Source organism: Mesorhizobium sp. (assembly GCF_024509055.1).
In the GTDB taxonomy this organism is placed as follows: Bacteria; Pseudomonadota; Alphaproteobacteria; order Rhizobiales; family Rhizobiaceae; genus Mesorhizobium.
Genome location: NZ_JANINM010000299.1, coordinates 16,741 through 35,246, shown reverse-complemented (window position 1 = coordinate 35,246; position 18,506 = coordinate 16,741). Strand labels below are relative to the sequence as shown.

Below are 18,506 nucleotides of genomic sequence, written 5' to 3'. Positions count from 1 at the left end.
GACGACGTGCAGAGCGTCTACGCCAATTTCGAGGTCGACGACGAGACGATGGCCAAGCTCAGCGCGGCGTAAGTTTCTGATCGTCACACGGAAGTGTAGGCGAGCGCCATAGGCAAAGACTCCCCGTCGGACTTATAGATCGGTCAGTTGTCCACGGGAGGGGAGATGACTGACGAGGGGATTGAACTTGCCGCTGCGCCGGCTTGGCCTCGCCGCGGCGGCTTCTGGCGACGGTTTTTCGCTTCATTCATAGACTACCTTGTCGTCCTGATATCCCTCTATTTTCTGACGGCTGGGTTGGCCATGCTGACCGACGGCGGGGTGAAAGGCGACTTCGGGCTGTCCTTAAAAGTATGCAGGTCGTTCACGGTGCACGGCGCTACGTCGCTCGAAGGTAGAGTGTGCAAGTCGTCTCTCTTGGGCTTTTCAGTAGCCGATCGGGCGGTTGCCAAGGCGAAGGAAGCTCAATTTGCAAAGCCCGAGTCGGTGTCTATCGATCCTAGTTCAAAGGGGAATTTTCGACCTGCGGCATTGGATCTGAGTTTCCTCGATTTACCCGCTCTGGCGATCTATCTTCTTGTTATCGAGATGACCTTGGGCCAATCAGTCGGCAAGCGGGCTTTGGTGCTCGTCGTGTATGACGCGCCTAACTGGCAAAGAAGAGGCTTGCCCTTGCAAAAGGCGTTTCGTCGACAGCTGATCAAGTTTCTCGGTGCGTTTCCCCTCGTGCTGGCAGAAGCTTGGTCTGCCTTTCAGACCTGGGGAAGCTTTCCGGGACCCGCGCCGAGCTATTCCTGGTGGGAAATTGTGCCTGCCCTCGTCGCGGCTGGCTTCGCGCTTGGCTTGGCTTTGATTTGGCCGCTCTGGATCGGAATTTCGATAGCGTCGGGCAATGAGCCTATCCATGATCGGATAGCCGGCACAACCGTCCGCACCCGCGAGATATATGAATGAGCCTGTTGGAAAAACCACGGATCGTCATCACCTACTGCACGCAATGCCAATGGCTGCTACGTGCCGGCTGGATGGCGCAGGAGCTGCTTTCGACCTTTGGCACCGATCTCGGCGAGGTGACGCTTGTGCCCGGCACCGGCGGCATCTTCACCATTACCTGCAGCGAGGAGCTCATCTGGGACCGCAAGCGCGACGGCGGCTTTCCGGATGCCGCAAAGCTCAAGCAACTGGTCCGCGACGTCATCGATCCCGATCGGGATCTGGGACACTCAGACCTTAAGGGGCACAAGGCAAAAGACTCCGCCTGAGGCGGGTCTTTTGCATTCGTGGGCGCTCTCAAATCAACGCCATTATGAAGCAGATCATCGCCACGATGCTGGTGATGGTTCGTACGTGGTTCCACATCACCCAGTCGCTCAAATAGTTTGTCCAGACGGCCGCGCTGTTGGCGCTCGTCGGATCCGCGGCAGCCAGCGCGTCGTTGAGCGGCACGTTGAAGACCATGGTGACCAGTGGGTTGCCGACGAAATAGAGCACGGCGCCGGCAAGCAGCCAGTAAGTGCCTGACTGGCTCCAGCCCAGCAGGACGGCGGCGATCAGCACCAGGCAGATGAGGCCGGTGCCGAACAGCGCCGTCATGAAGGTCGGTGTGATCACCGTGATGTTGATCGAATTCATCGCCGCAATGCCGCTCGGCACGGGCAGCCGGGCAAGGGCTGCCATGACGAAGTTCGAGAAGGCGAAGAAGACACCGCCGACAACGCCGGAGCCGATCGCGGCAATGATGGTGAGAGTGGGGAGAAGTTTCGTCATCTCAGTTGCTCCAGATGCGGGTGGCGGCGGTTTCGGTTGCGTAGGCGGAAAAGTCTTTCGGCTGGCGGCCGAGCGCGCGCTGCACGCCGTCGGTCAGCGTCTCGTTGCGGCCGTCGAGCACCTCGGTGAAGAGTTCGTTGAGCAGCCAGGTGAATTCCGGCGGCAAATCGTGCGCCGCCATCGCTTTGGTGAATTCGGCATGTGAAATCTGCCGGTATCGGATGTCGCGGCCGGTGGCCTTGGCGATTTCGGCGACGGCGTCGGCGAAGCTCAACAGCCTCGAGCCCGTGAGCTCATAGGTCTGGCCGACATGGCCGGGCTCCGTCAGCACCGTCTCGGCGACATCAGCGATGTCGTCGACATCGATGAAGGGTTCGCCGACATTGCCGACCGGCAGGGCGAGTTCGCCCTGGATGACGTTTTCGACCAGGAAGCCTTCGCTGAAATTCTGCGCAAACCAAGCGCAGCGAAGGATCGTCCAGTCGGCGCCGGAAGCCTTGACCATCTCCTCGGCACGCTGCGCCTCGGGCTCGCCACGGCCGGAAAGCAGCACCAGCCGCTTGATGCCGCGCTCGACGGCAAGCTGGGCCAGCGCCTCCACGGTTTCGGCGGCGCCCGGCACCGCGATGTCCGGATAGTAGCTGATGTAGACGGCGCCGACGCCTTGAAGGGCCGTCGCCCAGGTTCCCTTGTCCTGCCAGTCGAAGGGTGGCGTGCCGCTACGCGAGCCGATCCGCACGGGAATGTCTTTTGCGGTCAGCAACTCGGCCAGCCGGCGCCCGGTCTTGCCGGTGCCGCCCAGGATCAGAATCGGTTTCTTTGTCGTGTCAGTCATCTCGATCTCCTCGAAAAACGTGAATAATCCTCATATTTGCAAAACGTGATAAACCCTCGTATTTTGCGAGTCAAGCCAGTTTTCGAGAAATCGCCCCGAGACAGCCATGGATGAAAAAGTCGCCGCCAAGCCCGACCAGGGGGCCGTTGCTTCACCGCGCCGATCGCCGAGCCAACAGCGCAGCCGCGAGCGGGTCGAGCGCATGCTTGCCGCGGCCTCGGCGCTGATTGCAGAGCAAGGCAGCGACGCCATGCGCATGGGAGAGGTGGCGGAAAAGGCAGGGGTGTCGATCGGCTCGCTCTACCAGTTCTTTCCCGACAAGCGAGCGATCGTGTGGGCGTTGGCCGAACGCTACACCGCCGAAAGCCAGGCCTGCATTTCGGCGGCGCTGAAGGACGTCAGCGATGCGGAAGATCTGAAGCAGGCATTTTCAGAGCTGCTGGATATCTACTATGGCCTGTTCCTGGCCGAGCCGGTGATACGCGACGTCTGGTCGGGAACGCAGGCCGACAAAGCCCTGCGCTCGCTCGAGTTGGCCGACAGCCGCGCCAACGCCGAATTCCTGGTCGCGGTGCTGAAGCGGCTCAGACCCGACGCCGACCCGGTCGAACTGGAGACGACGGCCTTCCTCGTCTGGCAGATGGGCGAGGCGGCGGTGCGGCTGGCGATATCGGTCGATCGGGAAGAGGGCGACAGGCTGGTTGAAGCCTACAAACGCATGGCGCTGAGGGAGTTGCTGCGCGCCGAATAGGGGCAATCGAATGCAACAAAAAAACCCGCCTCTTGGGCGGGTTTTTCAATTCTGCGGGATATCCGGCTTAGAGGCCGAAACCTTCGAAACGCTTCTTGAACTTCGACAGGCGGCCGCCGCGGTCGAGCAGGGTCTGCTGGCCGCCGGTCCAGGCCGGGTGCGTGGTCGGGTCGATGTCGAGGTTCATCGTGTCGCCTTCCTTGCCCCAGGTCGAGCGGGTCAGGTATTCGGTGCCATCGGTCATGACGACCTTGATGGTGTGGTAGTCGGGATGGATATCGGCCTTCATTGTCGTGTTCCTGGCTTGCCGGCGCTGGTGACGGGCCATTGGCCTGCGTCGATGCGCCCCTTTTTAAAATTCGAAGCCGCAGCTAATGAAAAGCCACGGCTTCTAAAACGGTCGGCGAGCCTATACATCAGCCGGAATTGAATCACAAGGCCGCGGCAAGCGCATATTGAGGGCGCATTACCGGCAAGCGGCCAGAGGAAAACGCTCATGGCGGATATCGGTGGCAGTCTAGACGGGCGCAGGCGCTCGATCGGGCCGCTCAGACGCCTTTTCCCGTATATCACCCGTTACCGGACATCGGTCGTCGGCGCCATCATCTCGCTGATCGTTGCGGCGGTGACGACGCTTGCCTTGCCGATGGCAGTGCGGCGCATGATCGATCACGGTTTCGAGGCGTCGGGTTCGACCTTCATCGCCGAGTATTTCGCGGCACTGGTGGCGATGGCGGCCTTGCTCGCGGCGGCGTCGGCATGCCGCTATTATTTCGTCATCACGCTCGGCGAGCGGGTCGTCGCCGACATCCGCCGCGACGTCTTCGCGCATGTCACCACCCTGTCGCCGGCCTTTTTCGACCGCGCCCAATCGGGCGAGATCGTGTCTCGGCTCGCCGCCGACACCACGCAGGTGAAATCGGCGGTCGGCGCCACCGCCTCGGTGGCTTTGCGCAACCTCATCCTCGGCCTTGGCGCCGTCGCGATGATGGTCTTCACAAGCCCGAAGCTATCTGGCCTGGTGCTTGCCGCTATCCCGCTGATCGTGCTGCCACTGGTCGCTTTCGGGCGCTCCGTGCGGCGGAAGTCGCGCATGGCGCAGGACACGCTCGCCGAAGCCACCGCCTATGCCAGCGAGCAGATCGGCGCGGTGCGCACGCTGCAGGCCTTCACCAATGAAAAGCTGGTGACGGGCCGCTTCTCGGCCGCGGTGGAGGCTGCCTTCGAGGCGGCGCGGGCCTCTGTCTTCGCGCGCTCGTTCCTCACCTTCTTCGCCATCTTCATGATCTTTTCCTCTGTGGTGGCGGTGCTCTGGTTCGGCTCGCGCGACGTGCTTGCCGGCACCATGTCGGCCGGCACGCTCGGCCAGTTCCTACTCTACTCGGTGTTCGCCGCGGGCGCCTTGGGCGCCCTGTCGGAAGTGTGGAGCGAGCTGTCGCAAGCGGCCGGCGCCGCCGAGCGGCTGACGGAGATCCTGGCCGAGAGACCAATCATCCAGTCGCCCGTCGACCCGCAGCCGCTGCCGGCCAAGGCAAAAGGCGCGATCAGCTTCGACGACATCTCCTTCTCCTATCCGGCGCGGCCGGACCGGGCCGCTGTCCACAGCCTCAGCTTCCAGGTGAAGCCAGGCGAGACAGTGGCGATCGTCGGGCCGTCAGGCGCCGGGAAAAGCACGGTCTTTTCATTGATCCTGCGCTTCTACGATCCTGAAAGTGGCCGCATCGTCATCGATGGCGTCGACGTCCGCGAGGCCGACCCCGCGGCCATTCGCGAGCGCATCGCGATCGTGCCGCAGGACGTCACCATCTTCGCGGCGAGCGCGCGCGACAACATCGCCTTCGGGCGGCCCGGCGCCGGCAATGCCGACATCGAAGCGGCGGCGAAGGCCGCGCTCGCGGACGACTTCATCGGCAAGCTGGAAAAGGGCTATGACAGCCAGGTCGGCGAGCGCGGCGTGACGCTGTCCGGCGGCCAGCGGCAGCGCATCGCGATCGCCCGCGCCATCCTGCGCGATGCGCCGATCCTCCTGCTCGACGAGGCGACCTCGGCGCTTGATGCCGAAAGCGAGACGCTGGTGCAGACGGCGCTCGAGCGCTTGATGCAGGGGCGAACGACGATTGTTATCGCGCACAGGCTGGCGACGGTGCTCAAGGCTGACCGCATCCTCGTCATGGAGGGCGGACGCATCGTCGAGGAGGGCACGCATCAAAGCCTCGTCGCCAAGGGCGGCACCTATGCGCGGCTCGCCAAGCTGCAGTTCGAGACCGGCGCCAGCGCCTTCAGGGGCGCGGCTGAATGAGCCTGTCTCCTTCACGGAATCCCGAACCGCGCTAGCTATTTGTTTTCACGCAATTCCGGACGAAAGCCCGTTAGACACTTTTCCTGAAATTGCTCTAGGACTTGCCGAGCCGATAAACCAGGAACAACGGCCCCGCGACCAACAACGATAGCATCACCAGCATGATGATCAACTCCTGCCCCGGGTTCTGAGAATCGACGGGCGAAGCATCCGCAGGCTCGTCCCGATAGGCAAAATTGTAGGTCCAATCGATGTTGTCGCCGACATCCTTGACCGATTTCAGATAGTCACCGATGGCCTGGGCCGGAACCTGCGTAGCCTGTGTCCGGAAATCCCACTGCACCTCGAAAGTGGTCGGCGTGTTGTTCCAGGACGACTTCAGCGAGAGGTATGGCGTGACGACACTCTTTATGTCCTCACCGGAAAATCGCGCCTTCAGATTGCTCACGGTTATGGTGTGACGGCGATAGATCGGCGATCCGAGCGAGATGGGACCGGCACGGCCCACTATGGTTGGTGTTGGCATGTCGGTGCCGAGGTCGGCTGCCTTGATAGGAAAGTTCTTGGCGAGATTGTTGGCGGCCAGCGCCTGTGCCGACAACTGATAGTTTTCCTTTACGTTGATGATGTTGGCGTCGCGATTGTCCAAGATCTCCAGCTTGGCGGCGCTTTCGATGCCCGGATAACGCTTGCTGTAATATTTCAGATAGGCGTCCGAGAGGTCGCTCACCGACCGGCTGGCGAGCTTGCTGCGCATTCCGTCGGCGTCGCCGCCTTCATAAGTCGAAAGCACCGTCAGCGTCAGGTGGCCGTCAGCTTGGTTGGGGAAAGAGAAATCCTCGGCGACATTGATTGTGGGGTTCTTCGGCTCCGGACTTGGCATCTTCTCCAGGGCGCCATTGCCGAAGATCGGCAGCGCGAAGCCATAGTCCGGCTGCGGGAAGTTGTCGGCGTTTCCGCCTTGCAGGTAATTGGTGGCATCCAGCCAATAGGTCTTCGCGCCGATCGTTGCCTTGACGATGGCGTGGTCGAAATCGCGCAGCGCCGGCAGATGCTGGTCGAGCGCTCGCCCCCGATCGAGGTCCGCCAGGGCAACCTGAGCAGAGATGCCCAGCCTGGCGAGGGCGGAAGTCAGCAGCAATGCCTTGTCCTTGCAATCGCCAAAGCCGCTCTGGATCACCGTCGCCGGATCGCGCGGAATATACGAACCGGATCCCATCGACAGGCTGACATAGCGGATTTCGTCCTGGACGAGACGCATTGCCTGGATCATCCGATCATCGGGCAACGGGTGCTTGCTCGCAATCTCGTCGAGCTTCGCGGCGAAGGCCGCCGGGAAAGCAGTCGCCGGCTTGTAGTAAGGCTGGACCGCGTCGATGACGCTTTGCCAGCTTGCGCTTGAAGAGACGTCGATCGATCCCCAGGCCGGAAAGTCAACCGGCACGTTGTCCTCGACCTTGACCGGTTTGGGATTTGCGATCTCCCAAAGATAGACGGAGTCGGCTCCCGATGCGGAAATGACGGGCTTGATGCCAGTGCCTCGCGGCTTGATCGCCAATGGCTGGCTGGCCGGCCAGACGATGCTGGTGCGGATCAGCCCCACTGGCTCCTCCCACTCGGTCGAGAAGCTGTAGAAGAACAGGTCCTTGCCGACGAGCGGTGTGATCTCATAGGTCTCGCCATAGTCCACGACGTCGCCGACGCGCACGTCGTCGACGTTGACGTGGGCCGTCAGCCAGCCGTCATAGATGCCTTTCTCGGCGTCCTTCTCCTGCCGGAAGATGTCGAACTTGACGTCGTTCAGACGGTCCAGCACCGCGCCGTCGCGGATGATGCGCAGATGGTTGAGCGTGACCTTGTGCCTCGACGGATCGAATTGCAGGTCGATGCTCGCGCCCTGCTCCAGGCCGGGGCGGTCGACTATTTTATAGACCGTGCGCGTATAGTCATCGTAGCCATGATCGCGATGGATGATCTGCTCGTCCGCCAGCAGCCACGAGATGCCGTTCTTGATCTGGTCGGCGCGCGCCGGATCGGCCGCGGGAATATCGACCTGTTTGATCCAGCTCGCGGCAGGTCCCTTGCCAACAGTGTCGTCCGCCCTGGCGGACGAGACCGGCCCGACCAGCAAGATCAACAAGAGAAAGAGGCTGCGAAAAGACCTGGCCCCGCTAAGACTGCTAACCACCAACATCCAAGCCCACTAACGCAAAGAAGGCTCTTTTTCAGGGCCTTTACCGCCAAAGTAAAGACTGGTGGCACATGTTTTGCGCGTCTTGATCCAGTTGCGTCGACAAGCCGTGTCAGTCGCCGTAACGCTTGCGCAGGTGTTCGGTGAAGTAAGCGGCGTTGAGCTTCTCGCCGGTGGCGCGTTCGAGAAGGTCCGGCGTCGACCAGTGCGAGCCCTGCGACCAGATATTCTCACGGCGCCAGCCATTGATGGTGCTGAAGTCGCCTTTGGCAAGATCCTGGTCGGCGTTCGGATGCTCCCTGGTGAGGGCCGCCCATTGCTGCGCGGCCATCATGGCGCCGAGCGTATACGATGGGAAATAGCCGAAGGCGGCGCTTGGCCAATGCACATCCTGCATCGGGCCGTCGGCGGGGTTGTCGAGGGTCGAGAGGCCGAGATAGTCGCGCATCTTGGCGTCCCAGGCCTCGGGAAGGTCGGCGGCCTCCAGCCTGCCGGAGACAAGCTCCTGCTCTAGCTCGTAGCGCAGGATGACATGCAGCGGATAGGTGACCTCGTCGGCGTCGACGCGGATCAGTCCGCGCTGGATGTGATGGACGTGCGGCAGGATGTCGTCGAGCGACCAGGCTTCGCCGAGATGTCTTTCGACCACCGGCAGCGCCCAGCGCCAGAAGGCAGGGTTGCGGCCGATCTGCTTTTCGACGAACAGGCTCTGGCTCTCGTGCACGGCCATGCCACGGGCCTTGCCCAACGGCCAGTGCGACCAGGCTTTCGGAAGGTTCTGCTCGTAGAGCGCGTGGCCGGTTTCGTGCAGCACGCCCATCAGCGCCGACAGGAAATCGGAGGTCTTGTAGCGGGTGGTGATGCGCACATCCGTCGGCACCCCGCCGCAGAAGGGGTGATGCGACACCGACAGCGAGCCATGGGTGAGATCGAAGCCGACAGCCGCCATCATGGCCAGGCCGAGCTCCCGCTGGCGGTCGACGGCATAGCTGCCGGAAAGCGGCTTCAACGGATGCTTCGCCAGCCGGGCATCCTGCACGGCAAGCGCATGCGGCAGGAAATCCCGAAGGAAGGCCTTCAGGTCGGCAAACACCGGCGTGATGTCGGCGGCGCGGTTGCCAGGGTCATATTGCTCCATCAGCGCATCGTAAGGGTCGAGGCGGAGCGCTGCGGCGCGCAGCGCCGCTTCCTCGCGCACCAGCGCCACGATGCCTTCCAGCGCCGGCAGGAAGCCGGCCCAGTCGTTCCTGGCGCGCATGTCGCGCCACAGCTGCTCGGAGCGCATGCGCGCCGTCGTCTGGCGCTCGACGAATTCCGCCGGCAGGCAGGTGAGATTGGTGTACTGGCGGCGCAATTCCCGCACGGCAGCCCGCTGCTCCTCATTCAGCGGCTCCGCTTCCGCGGCGGCGATCCAGTCGCCGATCTCCGGAGCCGTCGCCTGGCGGTGCAGCATGCCGGCGAGCGAGGACATCGCCTCCGCGCGCTTCTCGCCGCCCCCGACCGCCATATGGGTCGCCTCGTCGGCGCCGAGGATGGCGAGCGCATGCTCCAGCGCTTCGAGCTTGTGGCCGAGTTCGTCGAGCTTTTGGAAAGACATCATCGATTCCAGTGCGAATTGGTGGGTCGGAAAAGATACCAACGCACCCGCCTTGGCAACCCTGATCGACCAGCGCCGAGATCAGTCCGTCTTGCCTTCCAACAACGCTGCGTGATCAATGCGGGGAAGAAAAGGCTGGAGGGGACAATGATCGGCAATATCCTGGTCGGGCTGGTGGCTCTGATTCACTGCTACATCGTCTATCTCGAGATGGTGCTGTGGGACACGCCGCGCGGCCGCAAGGCGTTCGGGCTGACGCCGGAATTCGCCAGCGCCTCAAAAGTGCTGGCGGCCAACCAGGGGCTCTACAATGGCTTTCTCGCCGCCGGGCTGTTCTGGGGCCTCTACCTTGGCGCCGGCGGTTTCCAGATCAAGATGTTCTTTCTGCTCTGCGTGGCGATAGCCGGGCTTTACGGTGCAGCGACCGTCGGGCGGAAGACCCTGCTCATCCAGACGGTGCCGGCGGCGCTTGCCATCGCGGCGCTCTGGCTGGGCGTCTGACCCGGCTCGAAACTTCGGAAGTATCCTGCGCAGGATCGTTGATCATGGTCGGAAAAAAGACGCCCGAGGGGCTTTGCCCCAGGGGCGTCAGGTCGTCCCTTCCGTTCCGCGCCCGGCCGTCAGCCGTTCGGGTAGTTACCACCGTCGGAGCCGTCGCCGATCATGAAGCCGCTGCCGGTATCGACCCGCAGCTGCTGGTCGACATCGTCGAGCCTGCGCAGGAGCTCATGATACTGCGCCGAAGGCATATTGCCGCGTGCCGCAACATGTTCGAGACGCGCAGCGCGCATATGCAGGTCCTGCGCCTCGGCGGCCGAAATGGTGTTCGCTTCACGTGCGTCGCTGATGCCCTGCTGGACACCCTGGATCTGTTCGATAAGCGCATTGGGCCCGGCGTATGCGCCGGCGAACGGAGCTGCGACCAGAACCGTAGCAAACACGGCACTCTTGAGTGAAGTTGAAGCGCGCATGACGGCGCATCCTCCTGCTGGGAAGGGGGCAGTCGCGCTGCTCCGCCTTCCAACTTTTTGAGCCGTCCGGTTCCGTCGCGTCGCGATGGAGGGCATCGCCGGCGGTCCCCGGCTCTGCGCAGCAAACTAGGATCGTCGAATCGCCATGTGTAATTAATAAAAGATAATGTTTTCAGGCCTTGCCGCTGGGTTTTTGCGCCCTAGAGTTGAGCCGGCGAACAACTTCGCGTGAGTTCGCGTGATGGATTTTCAACGTTCCGTGAGCTTCAGCTCGATACGGCGGTTTTTGCTGCGCGCCTCGTCCGTGTCGGCGGTGTCGAGCGGCTGGAATTCACCGAAGCCGGCCGCGACCAGCCGATTGGCGGGCACGCCGTTCTCGATCAGGAACTTGACCACCGAGGTCGCGCGTGCCGTGGACAGTTCCCAGTTGTCGCGATAGCGGCCGGTGCCGGACAGCGGCTGGTTGTCGGTGTGGCCGTCGACGCGCAACACCCAGTTGATCTCCGGGGGGATTTCCTTCTGCAGCTCGATGATGGCGTCGGCGAGCTTCTTCATCTCGACCTTGCCGGCATCGTTGATCACGTCGGAGCCTGTCGGGAACAGCACCTCCGACTGGAAGACGAAACGGTCGCCGACGATGCGGATGTTCTCGCGGTCGGCCAGGATCTCGCGCAGGCGGCCGAAGAAGTCGGAGCGGTAGCGGTTCAGCTCCTGGACGCGCTGCGCAAGCGCCACGTTCAGGCGGCGACCGAGATCGGCGATCTTGGTGTTGGAGTCGCGGTCGCGCTGCTCGGACACGTTGAGCGCATCCTCCAGCGCGCCGATCTGCTTGCGCAGCGCCGCGATCTGCTGATTGAGGATCTCGACCTGGCTCAGCGCCTGCTGGCTGATCTGGCGCTGGCTGTCGAGCTCGCCGGTCAGCGCGTCGGCGCGCTTGGTGGCTGCGTCGCCGGCGCCGGCGCCCTGCGCCAACAACTGCTCGAGCCGGCTCTTTTCGGCCTGCGCCGCCGACAGCGATGCCTGCAGGTTGGCGAGCGAGTCCTCCTTGTCCTGGCTGCTGGAGCGCTCCAGCGCCAGCAGTTGCGTCAGCTCGTTGATCTGCGAGTTGAGGCGGTTGAGCACGGCGTCCTTGCCGGAAATCTCGCGGCTGAGCAGGAACTGCGCCAGCACGAAGACGGTGAGCAGGAACATGATCGCAAGCAGCAGCGTCGACAGCGCGTCGACGAAACCAGGCCAATAGTCGATGCGGCGGTCGGTGCGCCGCCCTCGCGCCAGCGCCACGTCAGTGGACCCCTTGCTTCTTCAGCGCGTCGGCGATCTTTTCCAGCGTGTTGCGCATCGCTTTCTGCTCGTCGGACTGGGCTTCGACCCAGTCGCGCATGATCTGCTGCTCGGAGCGCATGTTCTTGACCAGGCCGGAAATGCCGTCGGCAAGGTTGGCCATGGCGGTGGCGACGCGCGGATTGGAGCCGCCGCCATTTTCCTGCAGGCTGCGCAGGCGCTCCGACAGCAGGCGGATGTCTTCGGACGACTCGGTTTTCGCCGTGTCGGAGACGACGATATCGGACGATAGATCGGTGACCGAGGACAGCCAGTTTTCCAATTCGGTGTAGAAACGGGTCTGGGCGCGGCCGGCCTGCAGATCGAGGAAGCCTAGCACCAGCGAGCCGGAAAGGCCGAACAGCGAGGACGAGAAGGCCGTACCCATGCCGGCGAGCGGCGCCGACAGGCCTTGCTTCAGCGCGTCGAGCACGGCGGCGGCATCGCCGGTGCCGGGGTCGAGCGCCTCGATGGTCTCGCGGATCGAGGCGATGGTGTTGAGCAGGCCCCAGAAGGTGCCGAGCAGGCCGAGGAACACCAGGAGCCCAACCAGATAGCGCGAGGTGTCGCGGCTTTCGTCGAGACGGGTGGCGATGGAATCGAGCATGGTGCGCATCGACGAGGTCGAGAACGCAATCGTCGACGAGCGGCCGATCATGGCCTTCATCGGCGCCAGCAGCACCGGCTCGGTGGTCTCGGAACCGGCGCGGAAGGAATTGACCCAGCGCACTTCCCTGAACAGCCGACCGACCTGGGTAAAGGCCAGCAGAATGCCCACCACGAGCACGCCGACGATCAACCCGTTGAGGCCGGGATTGCTGGAGAAGGCAGTGGAGATCTGGCGCGTGAGGATGGCGGCGATGAAGGCGACGATGATCAGGAAGATCACCATGGTGAGCAGGAAGACCTGCGGGCTCGACAGCTTGTGCGGATCGTAGACCAGGACGTCCGATCGCCTGCCGAAGGATCTGAGAAAAGCCATCCGTGCCCCGTTTCCGATGCCACCGCCGCGAATTCGTCGCGACTCTAAACGGAATTGTGACCAAATTGAATGGCGCTTGGCAATATCGCCGCGCCCCAAGGCGCGTCGCGCCGAAAGGTATTCAGGCGGTGCGCCTCAGAACCGGCTGATCACCAGGCAGTCGAGCATGGCGGCCAGGTGCAGTCCGGCGCCGGTCACGACGAAGCCGTGCCAGACGGCGTTGTGGAAGCGCAGCCCCTTCCAGATGAAGAAGACGACGCCGCAGGAATAGACGATGCCGCCGGCGATGAGCAGCACGATGGATGCCGTGGGCAGCGTTTCCACCAGCGGCCCGGCAAGCACCACGCCGCTCCAGCCGATGGCGAGGTAGAAGACGACCGCCAGCCGGTCGTAGCGCCCAGGCAGGAACATCTTGATGGCGATACCCATCGCCGCCGCCGTCCACACGACGATGATCATCGGCAGCGCCAGGGCCGAATTGTGAAGCTGGGCAAGGAAGGGCGTGTACGTCGCGGCGATCAGCAGATAGATCGCCGCATGGTCGAAGCGGCGCAGGATCCACTTCGCCGGCCACGATATCGGCCACATGTTATAGGCCAGCGATACCGACAGCACCGTGAGCAGCGAAATCACATAGAAGACCGCGGCGACATATTCGCCGGGACCGGAGTGAAACGCGGCGAGCGCCAGGAAGGCCGATCCGGCGGCGATCGCCAGCACGATACCGACTGCGTGGACGATGCCGTCGGCGATCATTTCGGCGCGCGAATAGTGCCAGCGCCCGACAAAGGGGATTTCAACCGGAGTGTTTGGCCGCGCGTCGCTCATCAAATGGTCCTGCACCCCTAATCTGGGCGGTCCCGGACCAGTATTTCAACATTCGTTTGCGGTTTTGCGACGAAGGGCGCGCGTCCTTTCGACGCGCGAAGGATGCCATAGTTAGTCAGCGCGCAGCCAATGGCTTCGTCACGGTCTTGAGCAGCGCGCGCTGGATGATCTCGTTGCCGGCCACGACCGTGCCGTTGTCGAGCATGTCCTGTCCGCCGTCCATGTCAGAGACGAAGCCGCCGGCTTCGCGCACCAGCAGGATGCCGGCGGCCATGTCCCAGGACGACAGGCCGGTTTCCCAGAAGCCATCCATGCGTCCCGCCGCGACATAGGCGAGGTCGAGCGCGGCGGAGCCGAGGCGGCGGACGCCGGAGACCTCGGCCATGACGTTGCGCAGCTCGATAAGGAAATTGCCGTGCTGGCCGCGGCCGAGATGGGGCACGCCGCAGCCGATCACGGAATCGATCAGCTTGGCGCGCCCGGCAACGCGCAGCCGGCGATCGTTCATGAAGGCGCCGCCGCCCCGCTCGGTCGTGTAGAGCTCGTCCATGGCTGGATTGTAGATCACGCCGGCGACGATCTGGCCCTGGCGCTCGAGCGCAATCGAGACGGAAAAGAGCGGGATGCCGTGCAGGAAGTTGGTGGTGCCGTCGAGCGGGTCGACGATCCAGCGGTGCTGGCCGTCATCGCCCTTGACCGCGCCGCGCTCCTCCATCAGGAAGGCATAGCCCGGCCGCGCCTTCGACAGTTCGGCAAAGACGATCTCTTCGGCCTTGCGGTCGGCCTGGCTGACATAGTCGCCAGGCCCTTTCATCGAGACCTGCAGGTTCTGCACTTCGCCGAAATCGCGCGACAGCGAGCGGCCTGCCTTCATAGCGGCCTGGACCATGACGTTGAGGAGAGCGGAACGCGCCATTTTTTCTTCCTGCTTCTTAGCCGTCTAGTCCGCGCGGCGCACGTAGGTGATTTCGTTGGTGTCTACGATGATGCGCTCTCCCGCCGAGATGAAGGGCGGCACCAGAACGCGGATGCCGTTCTCCAGCACGGCCGGCTTGTAGGAAGAGGCCGCGGTCTGGCCCTTCACCACCGGATCGGCCTCGGTGATGGCGAGCGTCACCTGGTCGGGCAACGAGATGCCGATCGGCCGCTCCTCGTAAAGCTGGACCGTCACCATCATGCCGTCCTGCAGGAAGGCGGCGCGCTCGCCGACAAAGTCCTTCGCCAGCTCGAGCTGCTCGTAGCTTTCGGTGTCCATGAACACCAGCGCGTCGCCCTGCTCGTAGAGGAAGGAGAAATCCTTGAGATCGAGCCGGATCTGCTCGACGGTTTCGGCCGAGCGGAAGCGCTCGTTGAGTTTGGTGCCGTTGATCAGGTTCTTCAACTCGACCTGGTTGTAGGCGCCGCCCTTGCCGGGCTTTACGGTGTTGGTCTTGACCGCCACCCACAGGCCGCCATCGTGCTCGATGACATAGCCCGGACGGATTTCGTTGCCACTGATCTTGGCCATGATGAACTGATCCGGAATGAGAATTTTGGCGCGCGGACCGCGCTTTGGCGCCTCCATGACCACAAATCGCGCGGAGTGGCAAGGGAGGGAGCAAGGAGGGGGTCAAGAAGACCAACCGCCGCGAGGCGTGTCAGCGCAGGCGGTTTGCCTTCTGCAACGCCTGCTTGGTCTGGTCATCGTCGAGGCCCTGCAGGAAGTCGTCCATGCGCGGGTCGACCAGCCCGGCACGGCGGGCAACGATGTACCAGGCGCCGGCCAGGATAAGGTCGGGGTCGGTGCCGATGCCGCCCATATAGAGCTTGGCAAGGCGGTTCTGGGCGGCGACGTTGCCGCCCTCGGCGGCCCGCTTCATCCAGGCAAAGCCCGATTTCAGGTCGCGCTCGCCGCCGCGCCCCTCGATCATCCAGGCGGCGAGATCGATTTGCGCCGTGTCGTAGTTCTGTCGCGCGGCCTGGGCCAGCAGCATGCGCGCCTTGGCGTCGTCGCGCGGCGTGCCGCCGACGCCGTTGGCGTAGATCTGCGCCATCGCATACTGGGCGTCGGCCAGACCGGTCGCGGCGGCGCGCTCGTAGTAAGGGGCGGCCTTGGCAAGCCCGGCGTCGCCTGGCTCCTGCTGGACGAGCAGCTGCGCGAAATTGAACTGGGCAAGACGATTGCCGGCCTCGGCGGAAGCCTGCATCAGTGCATAGGCTTCCTTGTCATCCTTCTTCACATACCGCCCGTCGAGCAGCATCAACGCATACTGGAACTGCGCTTCCGGCACGCCTTGCTCGGCGGCGAGGCCATACCATTTCGTCGCCTCCGCCGGATTGACCGGAACGCCGAGCCCGCGCGAGAGGATTTCCGCCACCAGCGTCTCAGCCGCCGCGTCGCCGTTCTTGGCGCGGGTCATGGCGAGATTGTAGGCGGTCTTGTAGAGCCCGCGCTGGAAGGCGCCGAAGGCCGCGTCCGCCGGCTTGGCGCCGAAGCGATCGGGATTGACGCTGTCGGCCGAAGGCGGCGTCATCGTCGCCGGCTGTGGCAGCGTCGTCTCGATCGGCTTGTCGACATGGACGCCGGGAGCTGGTGCATTGGGACTCGGCGCAGCGGGGGCTGGCGCGCCGGTATCGGGCGCGTTTGCATCCGGCCGGGGTTGCGGCAGGGGGACGGTCTGAGCCGCGGCGGCGGCCTGACCGGTCAAGCCCGCCAAGATCACCAGGGGAAGCACAGGCAACCGCACGTCAGCCCTCGAAGCGCGGCGCGGTTTCGTCGAGCAGCGCGTTCGCGGCGGCGACCGCCGCGCGCGGGTCGAGACCATTGGCATAGACCGCGCTGGAGAGCGCCACGAATTCGGCCCCGGTTGCCGCCACCGCCGTGACCGAGGCCAGTTCGGATCCGGCCATGACGATGCAGGGAATCTGGATCATCTCGGCCCACCATTCGCCGAGCGAAAGGTTGCGATGGTGGGGCTCGGGCTTGTTGTCGTAGCCGAAGCGGCCGAAGAACATGTAGTCCGGCCGCTCCTCGCCGAGCTCCAGCGCGTCGTCGCGGGTCTTGGCCCCGCCGGTGCCGACCATCATCTTGTCGGCCACGCGTTCAATCGTCTCGGCCAGTTCCTGTGGTCCTGCCTCGACATGGATGCCGTCGGCGCGGACGCGGCCGGCGACGCGGCTGTCTCCGGCGATGATGACGGCTATGCCGGCGCCTTGAGCGATCGGTACGATCTTTTCCGCAAACGCCTGGAACGTGGCATCGTCCATGCCGTTCTCGGGCAGGATGAGAGAGGCGACGTCGCCACCCTCGAACGCCGCGCAAATGTGTTCGGCCGTCGCGAGCGGCGGCGCGATCAGCACGATACGGCAGCGGTTGGGCGGCGTTGCTTCGTTCATTGATGTTCGATCCCGGTTTTCGCCTATGCCGGGCGAAGATGGTTGCATTGCGGCATAGAACAAAGCGTCGGGCTTGAACAGGGAGACTATGCGGCAGACGTGGATCGCTGGTCCGAACGGAGGGCCTGGCTGGCCTTCATGATGAGGTTGAGGACCCTTTGCGGGTCCTCGATCCCGAGGAACTGGGGGACCGGATCGAGGGCCGGAGACAGCGAGTTCGTTCGCGAGTAACCGGATGCAAATGCCACCGACCCGAAGCGCAAGTTTCCTCGGGCTCTTCCTTCACCGGTGATCTGAATTTCGGGAAGGCGTTCGAGATCGATCGAGGTGAAGCTCGCGAAGGGGGCGCTACGCATGATCAGGACGCGCCTGTTCGTGACGGCGTAGTACATCCTTCGTCTCAGCCACGCATCGAATGCAAACCTGCCGAAAACAATGAACAGCCCGATGCAGACGAACATCGACCCCCAAAGCTTGAAGAATAATGGCGCGCCTTGCTTTGTCGCGGTGTAGGTCCAGAAAACCGCGAAACCGCACCAAAGCAGGCTGAAGGGGATCAGAAAGATGTCGCGGCTTGAAAAAAGTAATCCCTGGACAGGAGTGCCTCCCCATAGAATTCGCTCAAGCGGCAACAGCCGACCTTGAAAGGGCCCATCATCCATGCCGCCACCCAATTACTTTGTGCCGTATATTTCATTGCACAAGGATGCTTTGCTGCCAACGTCAATGTTTGATCCATCCGAGCGCGCGGCAGGCGACATCTCAGTCAGTGGGCGATCGATGTCACGGGTCGCAAAGCCGCTTCACACTTTTCGATGGGATTGCTCTAGGCTGGCGGTGAAAGCAGGGTAAGAAAATGGCGCAGAATATATACGACCAGACCGATTTCTTCGAAGGCTATCGCCGTCTCGGCCGTTCGGTCGAAGGGCTGGACGGCGCGCCTGAATGGCCCGCGCTGCGCGCCATGCTGCCGGGGATCGATGGCACGAGCATTGTCGATCTCGGCTGCGGTTTCGGCTGGTTCTGCCGCTGGGCGCGCGCGCATGGCGCCAAAGAGGTGCTTGGCCTCGACCTGTCGGAGAAGATGCTTGCCCAGGCGCGGGCGGCCGGCCCCGACCCGGCGATCGCTTATGAGCGGGCCGATCTCGACGAACTCAGCCTGCCGGCAGCGCGTTTCGATCTCGCCTATAGTTCACTGGCGCTGCACTATGTCAGCGATATCGCTCAGCTGTTCGCGACCGTCCACCGGGCGCTGGTTCCCGGGGGCGCCTTCGTCTTCTCGACGGAGCATCCGATCTACATGGCGCCAACCAATCCGGGCTGGTCGGTCGACGCCGAGGGCAGGAAGACATGGCCCGTCGACCACTATCTCGTGGAAGGGCCGAGGACGACCGATTGGCTCGCCAAGGGCGTCGTCAAGCACCACCGAACCATCGGCACCACGCTCAACCAGTTGATCCGCGCGGGCTTCACAATAGGACATGTGGAGGAATTCCGGCCGACGGACGCGCAGATCGTCGCGACACCGGAACTGGCGGAAGAACTCGAACGACCGATGTTCCTGCTGGTTCAGGCTCGCCGATAGTGATC

General features: G+C 63.3%; 20 protein-coding genes. 6 read left to right on the top strand and 14 right to left on the bottom strand.

What is annotated here, in order from left to right; translation table 11 throughout:
* Positions 1 to 165: 165 nt before the first annotated feature.
* Together Q0L57_RS13625 and Q0L57_RS13620 are read left to right on the top strand one after the other, a co-directional pair.
* The gene (locus tag Q0L57_RS13625; protein ID WP_296743424.1) at positions 166 to 954 is read left to right on the top strand and encodes an RDD family protein; all 789 of its coding nucleotides are present in this window, start codon (positions 166 to 168) and stop codon (positions 952 to 954) included.
* Positions 951 to 1,262 (top strand): SelT/SelW/SelH family protein, encoded by a 312-nt coding sequence (locus tag Q0L57_RS13620; RefSeq protein ID WP_296743423.1) that lies wholly within the window; start codon positions 951 to 953, stop codon positions 1,260 to 1,262. The genes Q0L57_RS13625 and Q0L57_RS13620 overlap by 4 nt, the downstream gene beginning before the upstream one ends.
* Before the next feature lie 28 nt (positions 1,263 to 1,290).
* On the opposite strand, the gene Q0L57_RS13615 is transcribed toward Q0L57_RS13620, so the two are convergent.
* Complete coding sequence (locus Q0L57_RS13615) at positions 1,291 to 1,767, bottom strand: DUF1772 domain-containing protein (protein WP_296743420.1); 477 nt, start codon at positions 1,765 to 1,767, stop codon at positions 1,291 to 1,293.
* A gap of 1 nt (position 1,768) precedes the next feature.
* Positions 1,769 to 2,602: an NAD(P)H-binding protein gene (locus Q0L57_RS13610; protein WP_296743419.1), complete on the bottom strand. Its 834-nt coding sequence runs from the start codon at positions 2,600 to 2,602 to the stop codon at positions 1,769 to 1,771.
* A 106-nt stretch (positions 2,603 to 2,708) separates the two neighbouring features.
* Here Q0L57_RS13610 and Q0L57_RS13605 point away from each other — a divergent pair, with 106 nt between their 5' ends.
* Positions 2,709 to 3,353, top strand: coding sequence for a TetR/AcrR family transcriptional regulator (locus tag Q0L57_RS13605; RefSeq protein WP_296743417.1), 645 nt, complete (start codon positions 2,709 to 2,711; stop codon positions 3,351 to 3,353).
* Between the two features lie 67 nt (positions 3,354 to 3,420).
* On the opposite strand, the gene rpmE is transcribed toward Q0L57_RS13605, so the two are convergent.
* Positions 3,421 to 3,642, bottom strand: coding sequence for a 50S ribosomal protein L31 (gene rpmE, locus Q0L57_RS13600; protein ID WP_040974396.1), 222 nt, complete (start codon positions 3,640 to 3,642; stop codon positions 3,421 to 3,423).
* A 207-nt stretch (positions 3,643 to 3,849) separates the two neighbouring features.
* On the opposite strand from rpmE, the gene Q0L57_RS13595 reads away from it, so the two are divergent.
* A complete protein-coding gene (locus tag Q0L57_RS13595; protein ID WP_296743390.1) occupies positions 3,850 to 5,652 on the top strand; it encodes an ABC transporter transmembrane domain-containing protein in 1,803 nt (600 codons plus the stop codon).
* A gap of 94 nt (positions 5,653 to 5,746) precedes the next feature.
* Here Q0L57_RS13595 and Q0L57_RS13590 read toward each other — a convergent pair whose 3' ends face one another.
* Together Q0L57_RS13590 and Q0L57_RS13585 are read right to left on the bottom strand one after the other, a co-directional pair.
* Positions 5,747 to 7,792: a DUF3857 domain-containing transglutaminase family protein gene (locus Q0L57_RS13590; RefSeq protein WP_296743388.1), complete on the bottom strand. Its 2,046-nt coding sequence runs from the start codon at positions 7,790 to 7,792 to the stop codon at positions 5,747 to 5,749.
* A gap of 163 nt (positions 7,793 to 7,955) precedes the next feature.
* Positions 7,956 to 9,440 (bottom strand): carboxypeptidase M32, encoded by a 1,485-nt coding sequence (locus Q0L57_RS13585; RefSeq protein WP_296743387.1) that lies wholly within the window; start codon positions 9,438 to 9,440, stop codon positions 7,956 to 7,958.
* Positions 9,441 to 9,587: 147 nt separating this feature from the next.
* On the opposite strand from Q0L57_RS13585, the gene Q0L57_RS13580 reads away from it, so the two are divergent.
* Positions 9,588 to 9,941, top strand: a complete 354-nt coding sequence (locus Q0L57_RS13580; protein ID WP_296743386.1) for a DUF1304 domain-containing protein — start codon at positions 9,588 to 9,590, stop codon at positions 9,939 to 9,941.
* Between the two features lie 119 nt (positions 9,942 to 10,060).
* On the opposite strand, the gene Q0L57_RS13575 is transcribed toward Q0L57_RS13580, so the two are convergent.
* From Q0L57_RS13575 to Q0L57_RS13535, 9 genes are all read right to left on the bottom strand, one after another.
* Positions 10,061 to 10,411: a hypothetical protein gene (locus tag Q0L57_RS13575; RefSeq protein ID WP_296743384.1), complete on the bottom strand. Its 351-nt coding sequence runs from the start codon at positions 10,409 to 10,411 to the stop codon at positions 10,061 to 10,063.
* A 249-nt stretch (positions 10,412 to 10,660) separates the two neighbouring features.
* Positions 10,661 to 11,692 (bottom strand): peptidoglycan -binding protein, encoded by a 1,032-nt coding sequence (locus tag Q0L57_RS13570; protein WP_296743383.1) that lies wholly within the window; start codon positions 11,690 to 11,692, stop codon positions 10,661 to 10,663.
* A gap of 1 nt (position 11,693) precedes the next feature.
* Positions 11,694 to 12,713 (bottom strand): MotA/TolQ/ExbB proton channel family protein, encoded by a 1,020-nt coding sequence (locus Q0L57_RS13565; RefSeq protein ID WP_296743381.1) that lies wholly within the window; start codon positions 12,711 to 12,713, stop codon positions 11,694 to 11,696.
* Positions 12,714 to 12,848: 135 nt separating this feature from the next.
* Complete coding sequence (locus Q0L57_RS13560) at positions 12,849 to 13,541, bottom strand: hemolysin III family protein (RefSeq protein ID WP_296743380.1); 693 nt, start codon at positions 13,539 to 13,541, stop codon at positions 12,849 to 12,851.
* Between the two features lie 115 nt (positions 13,542 to 13,656).
* Positions 13,657 to 14,457, bottom strand: a complete 801-nt coding sequence (locus tag Q0L57_RS13555; protein ID WP_296743378.1) for an inositol monophosphatase family protein — start codon at positions 14,455 to 14,457, stop codon at positions 13,657 to 13,659.
* 24 nt (positions 14,458 to 14,481) lie between these two features.
* Complete coding sequence (gene efp / locus Q0L57_RS13550) at positions 14,482 to 15,048, bottom strand: elongation factor P (protein ID WP_296743377.1); 567 nt, start codon at positions 15,046 to 15,048, stop codon at positions 14,482 to 14,484.
* Between the two features lie 130 nt (positions 15,049 to 15,178).
* A complete protein-coding gene (locus Q0L57_RS13545; protein ID WP_296743375.1) occupies positions 15,179 to 16,267 on the bottom strand; it encodes a tetratricopeptide repeat protein in 1,089 nt (362 codons plus the stop codon).
* A 1-nt stretch (position 16,268) separates the two neighbouring features.
* On the bottom strand, positions 16,269 to 16,916 hold the full coding sequence (locus Q0L57_RS13540; RefSeq protein WP_296743373.1) for a thiamine phosphate synthase: 648 nt from the start codon (positions 16,914 to 16,916) through the stop codon (positions 16,269 to 16,271).
* Positions 16,917 to 17,002: 86 nt separating this feature from the next.
* Positions 17,003 to 17,578, bottom strand: a complete 576-nt coding sequence (locus tag Q0L57_RS13535) for a PH domain-containing protein (protein WP_296743372.1) — start codon at positions 17,576 to 17,578, stop codon at positions 17,003 to 17,005.
* Positions 17,579 to 17,772: 194 nt separating this feature from the next.
* Between Q0L57_RS13535 and Q0L57_RS13530 the strand changes: the two genes are divergently transcribed.
* A complete protein-coding gene (locus Q0L57_RS13530; RefSeq protein WP_296743371.1) occupies positions 17,773 to 18,501 on the top strand; it encodes a bifunctional 2-polyprenyl-6-hydroxyphenol methylase/3-demethylubiquinol 3-O-methyltransferase UbiG in 729 nt (242 codons plus the stop codon).
* Positions 18,502 to 18,506 lie beyond the last annotated feature (5 nt).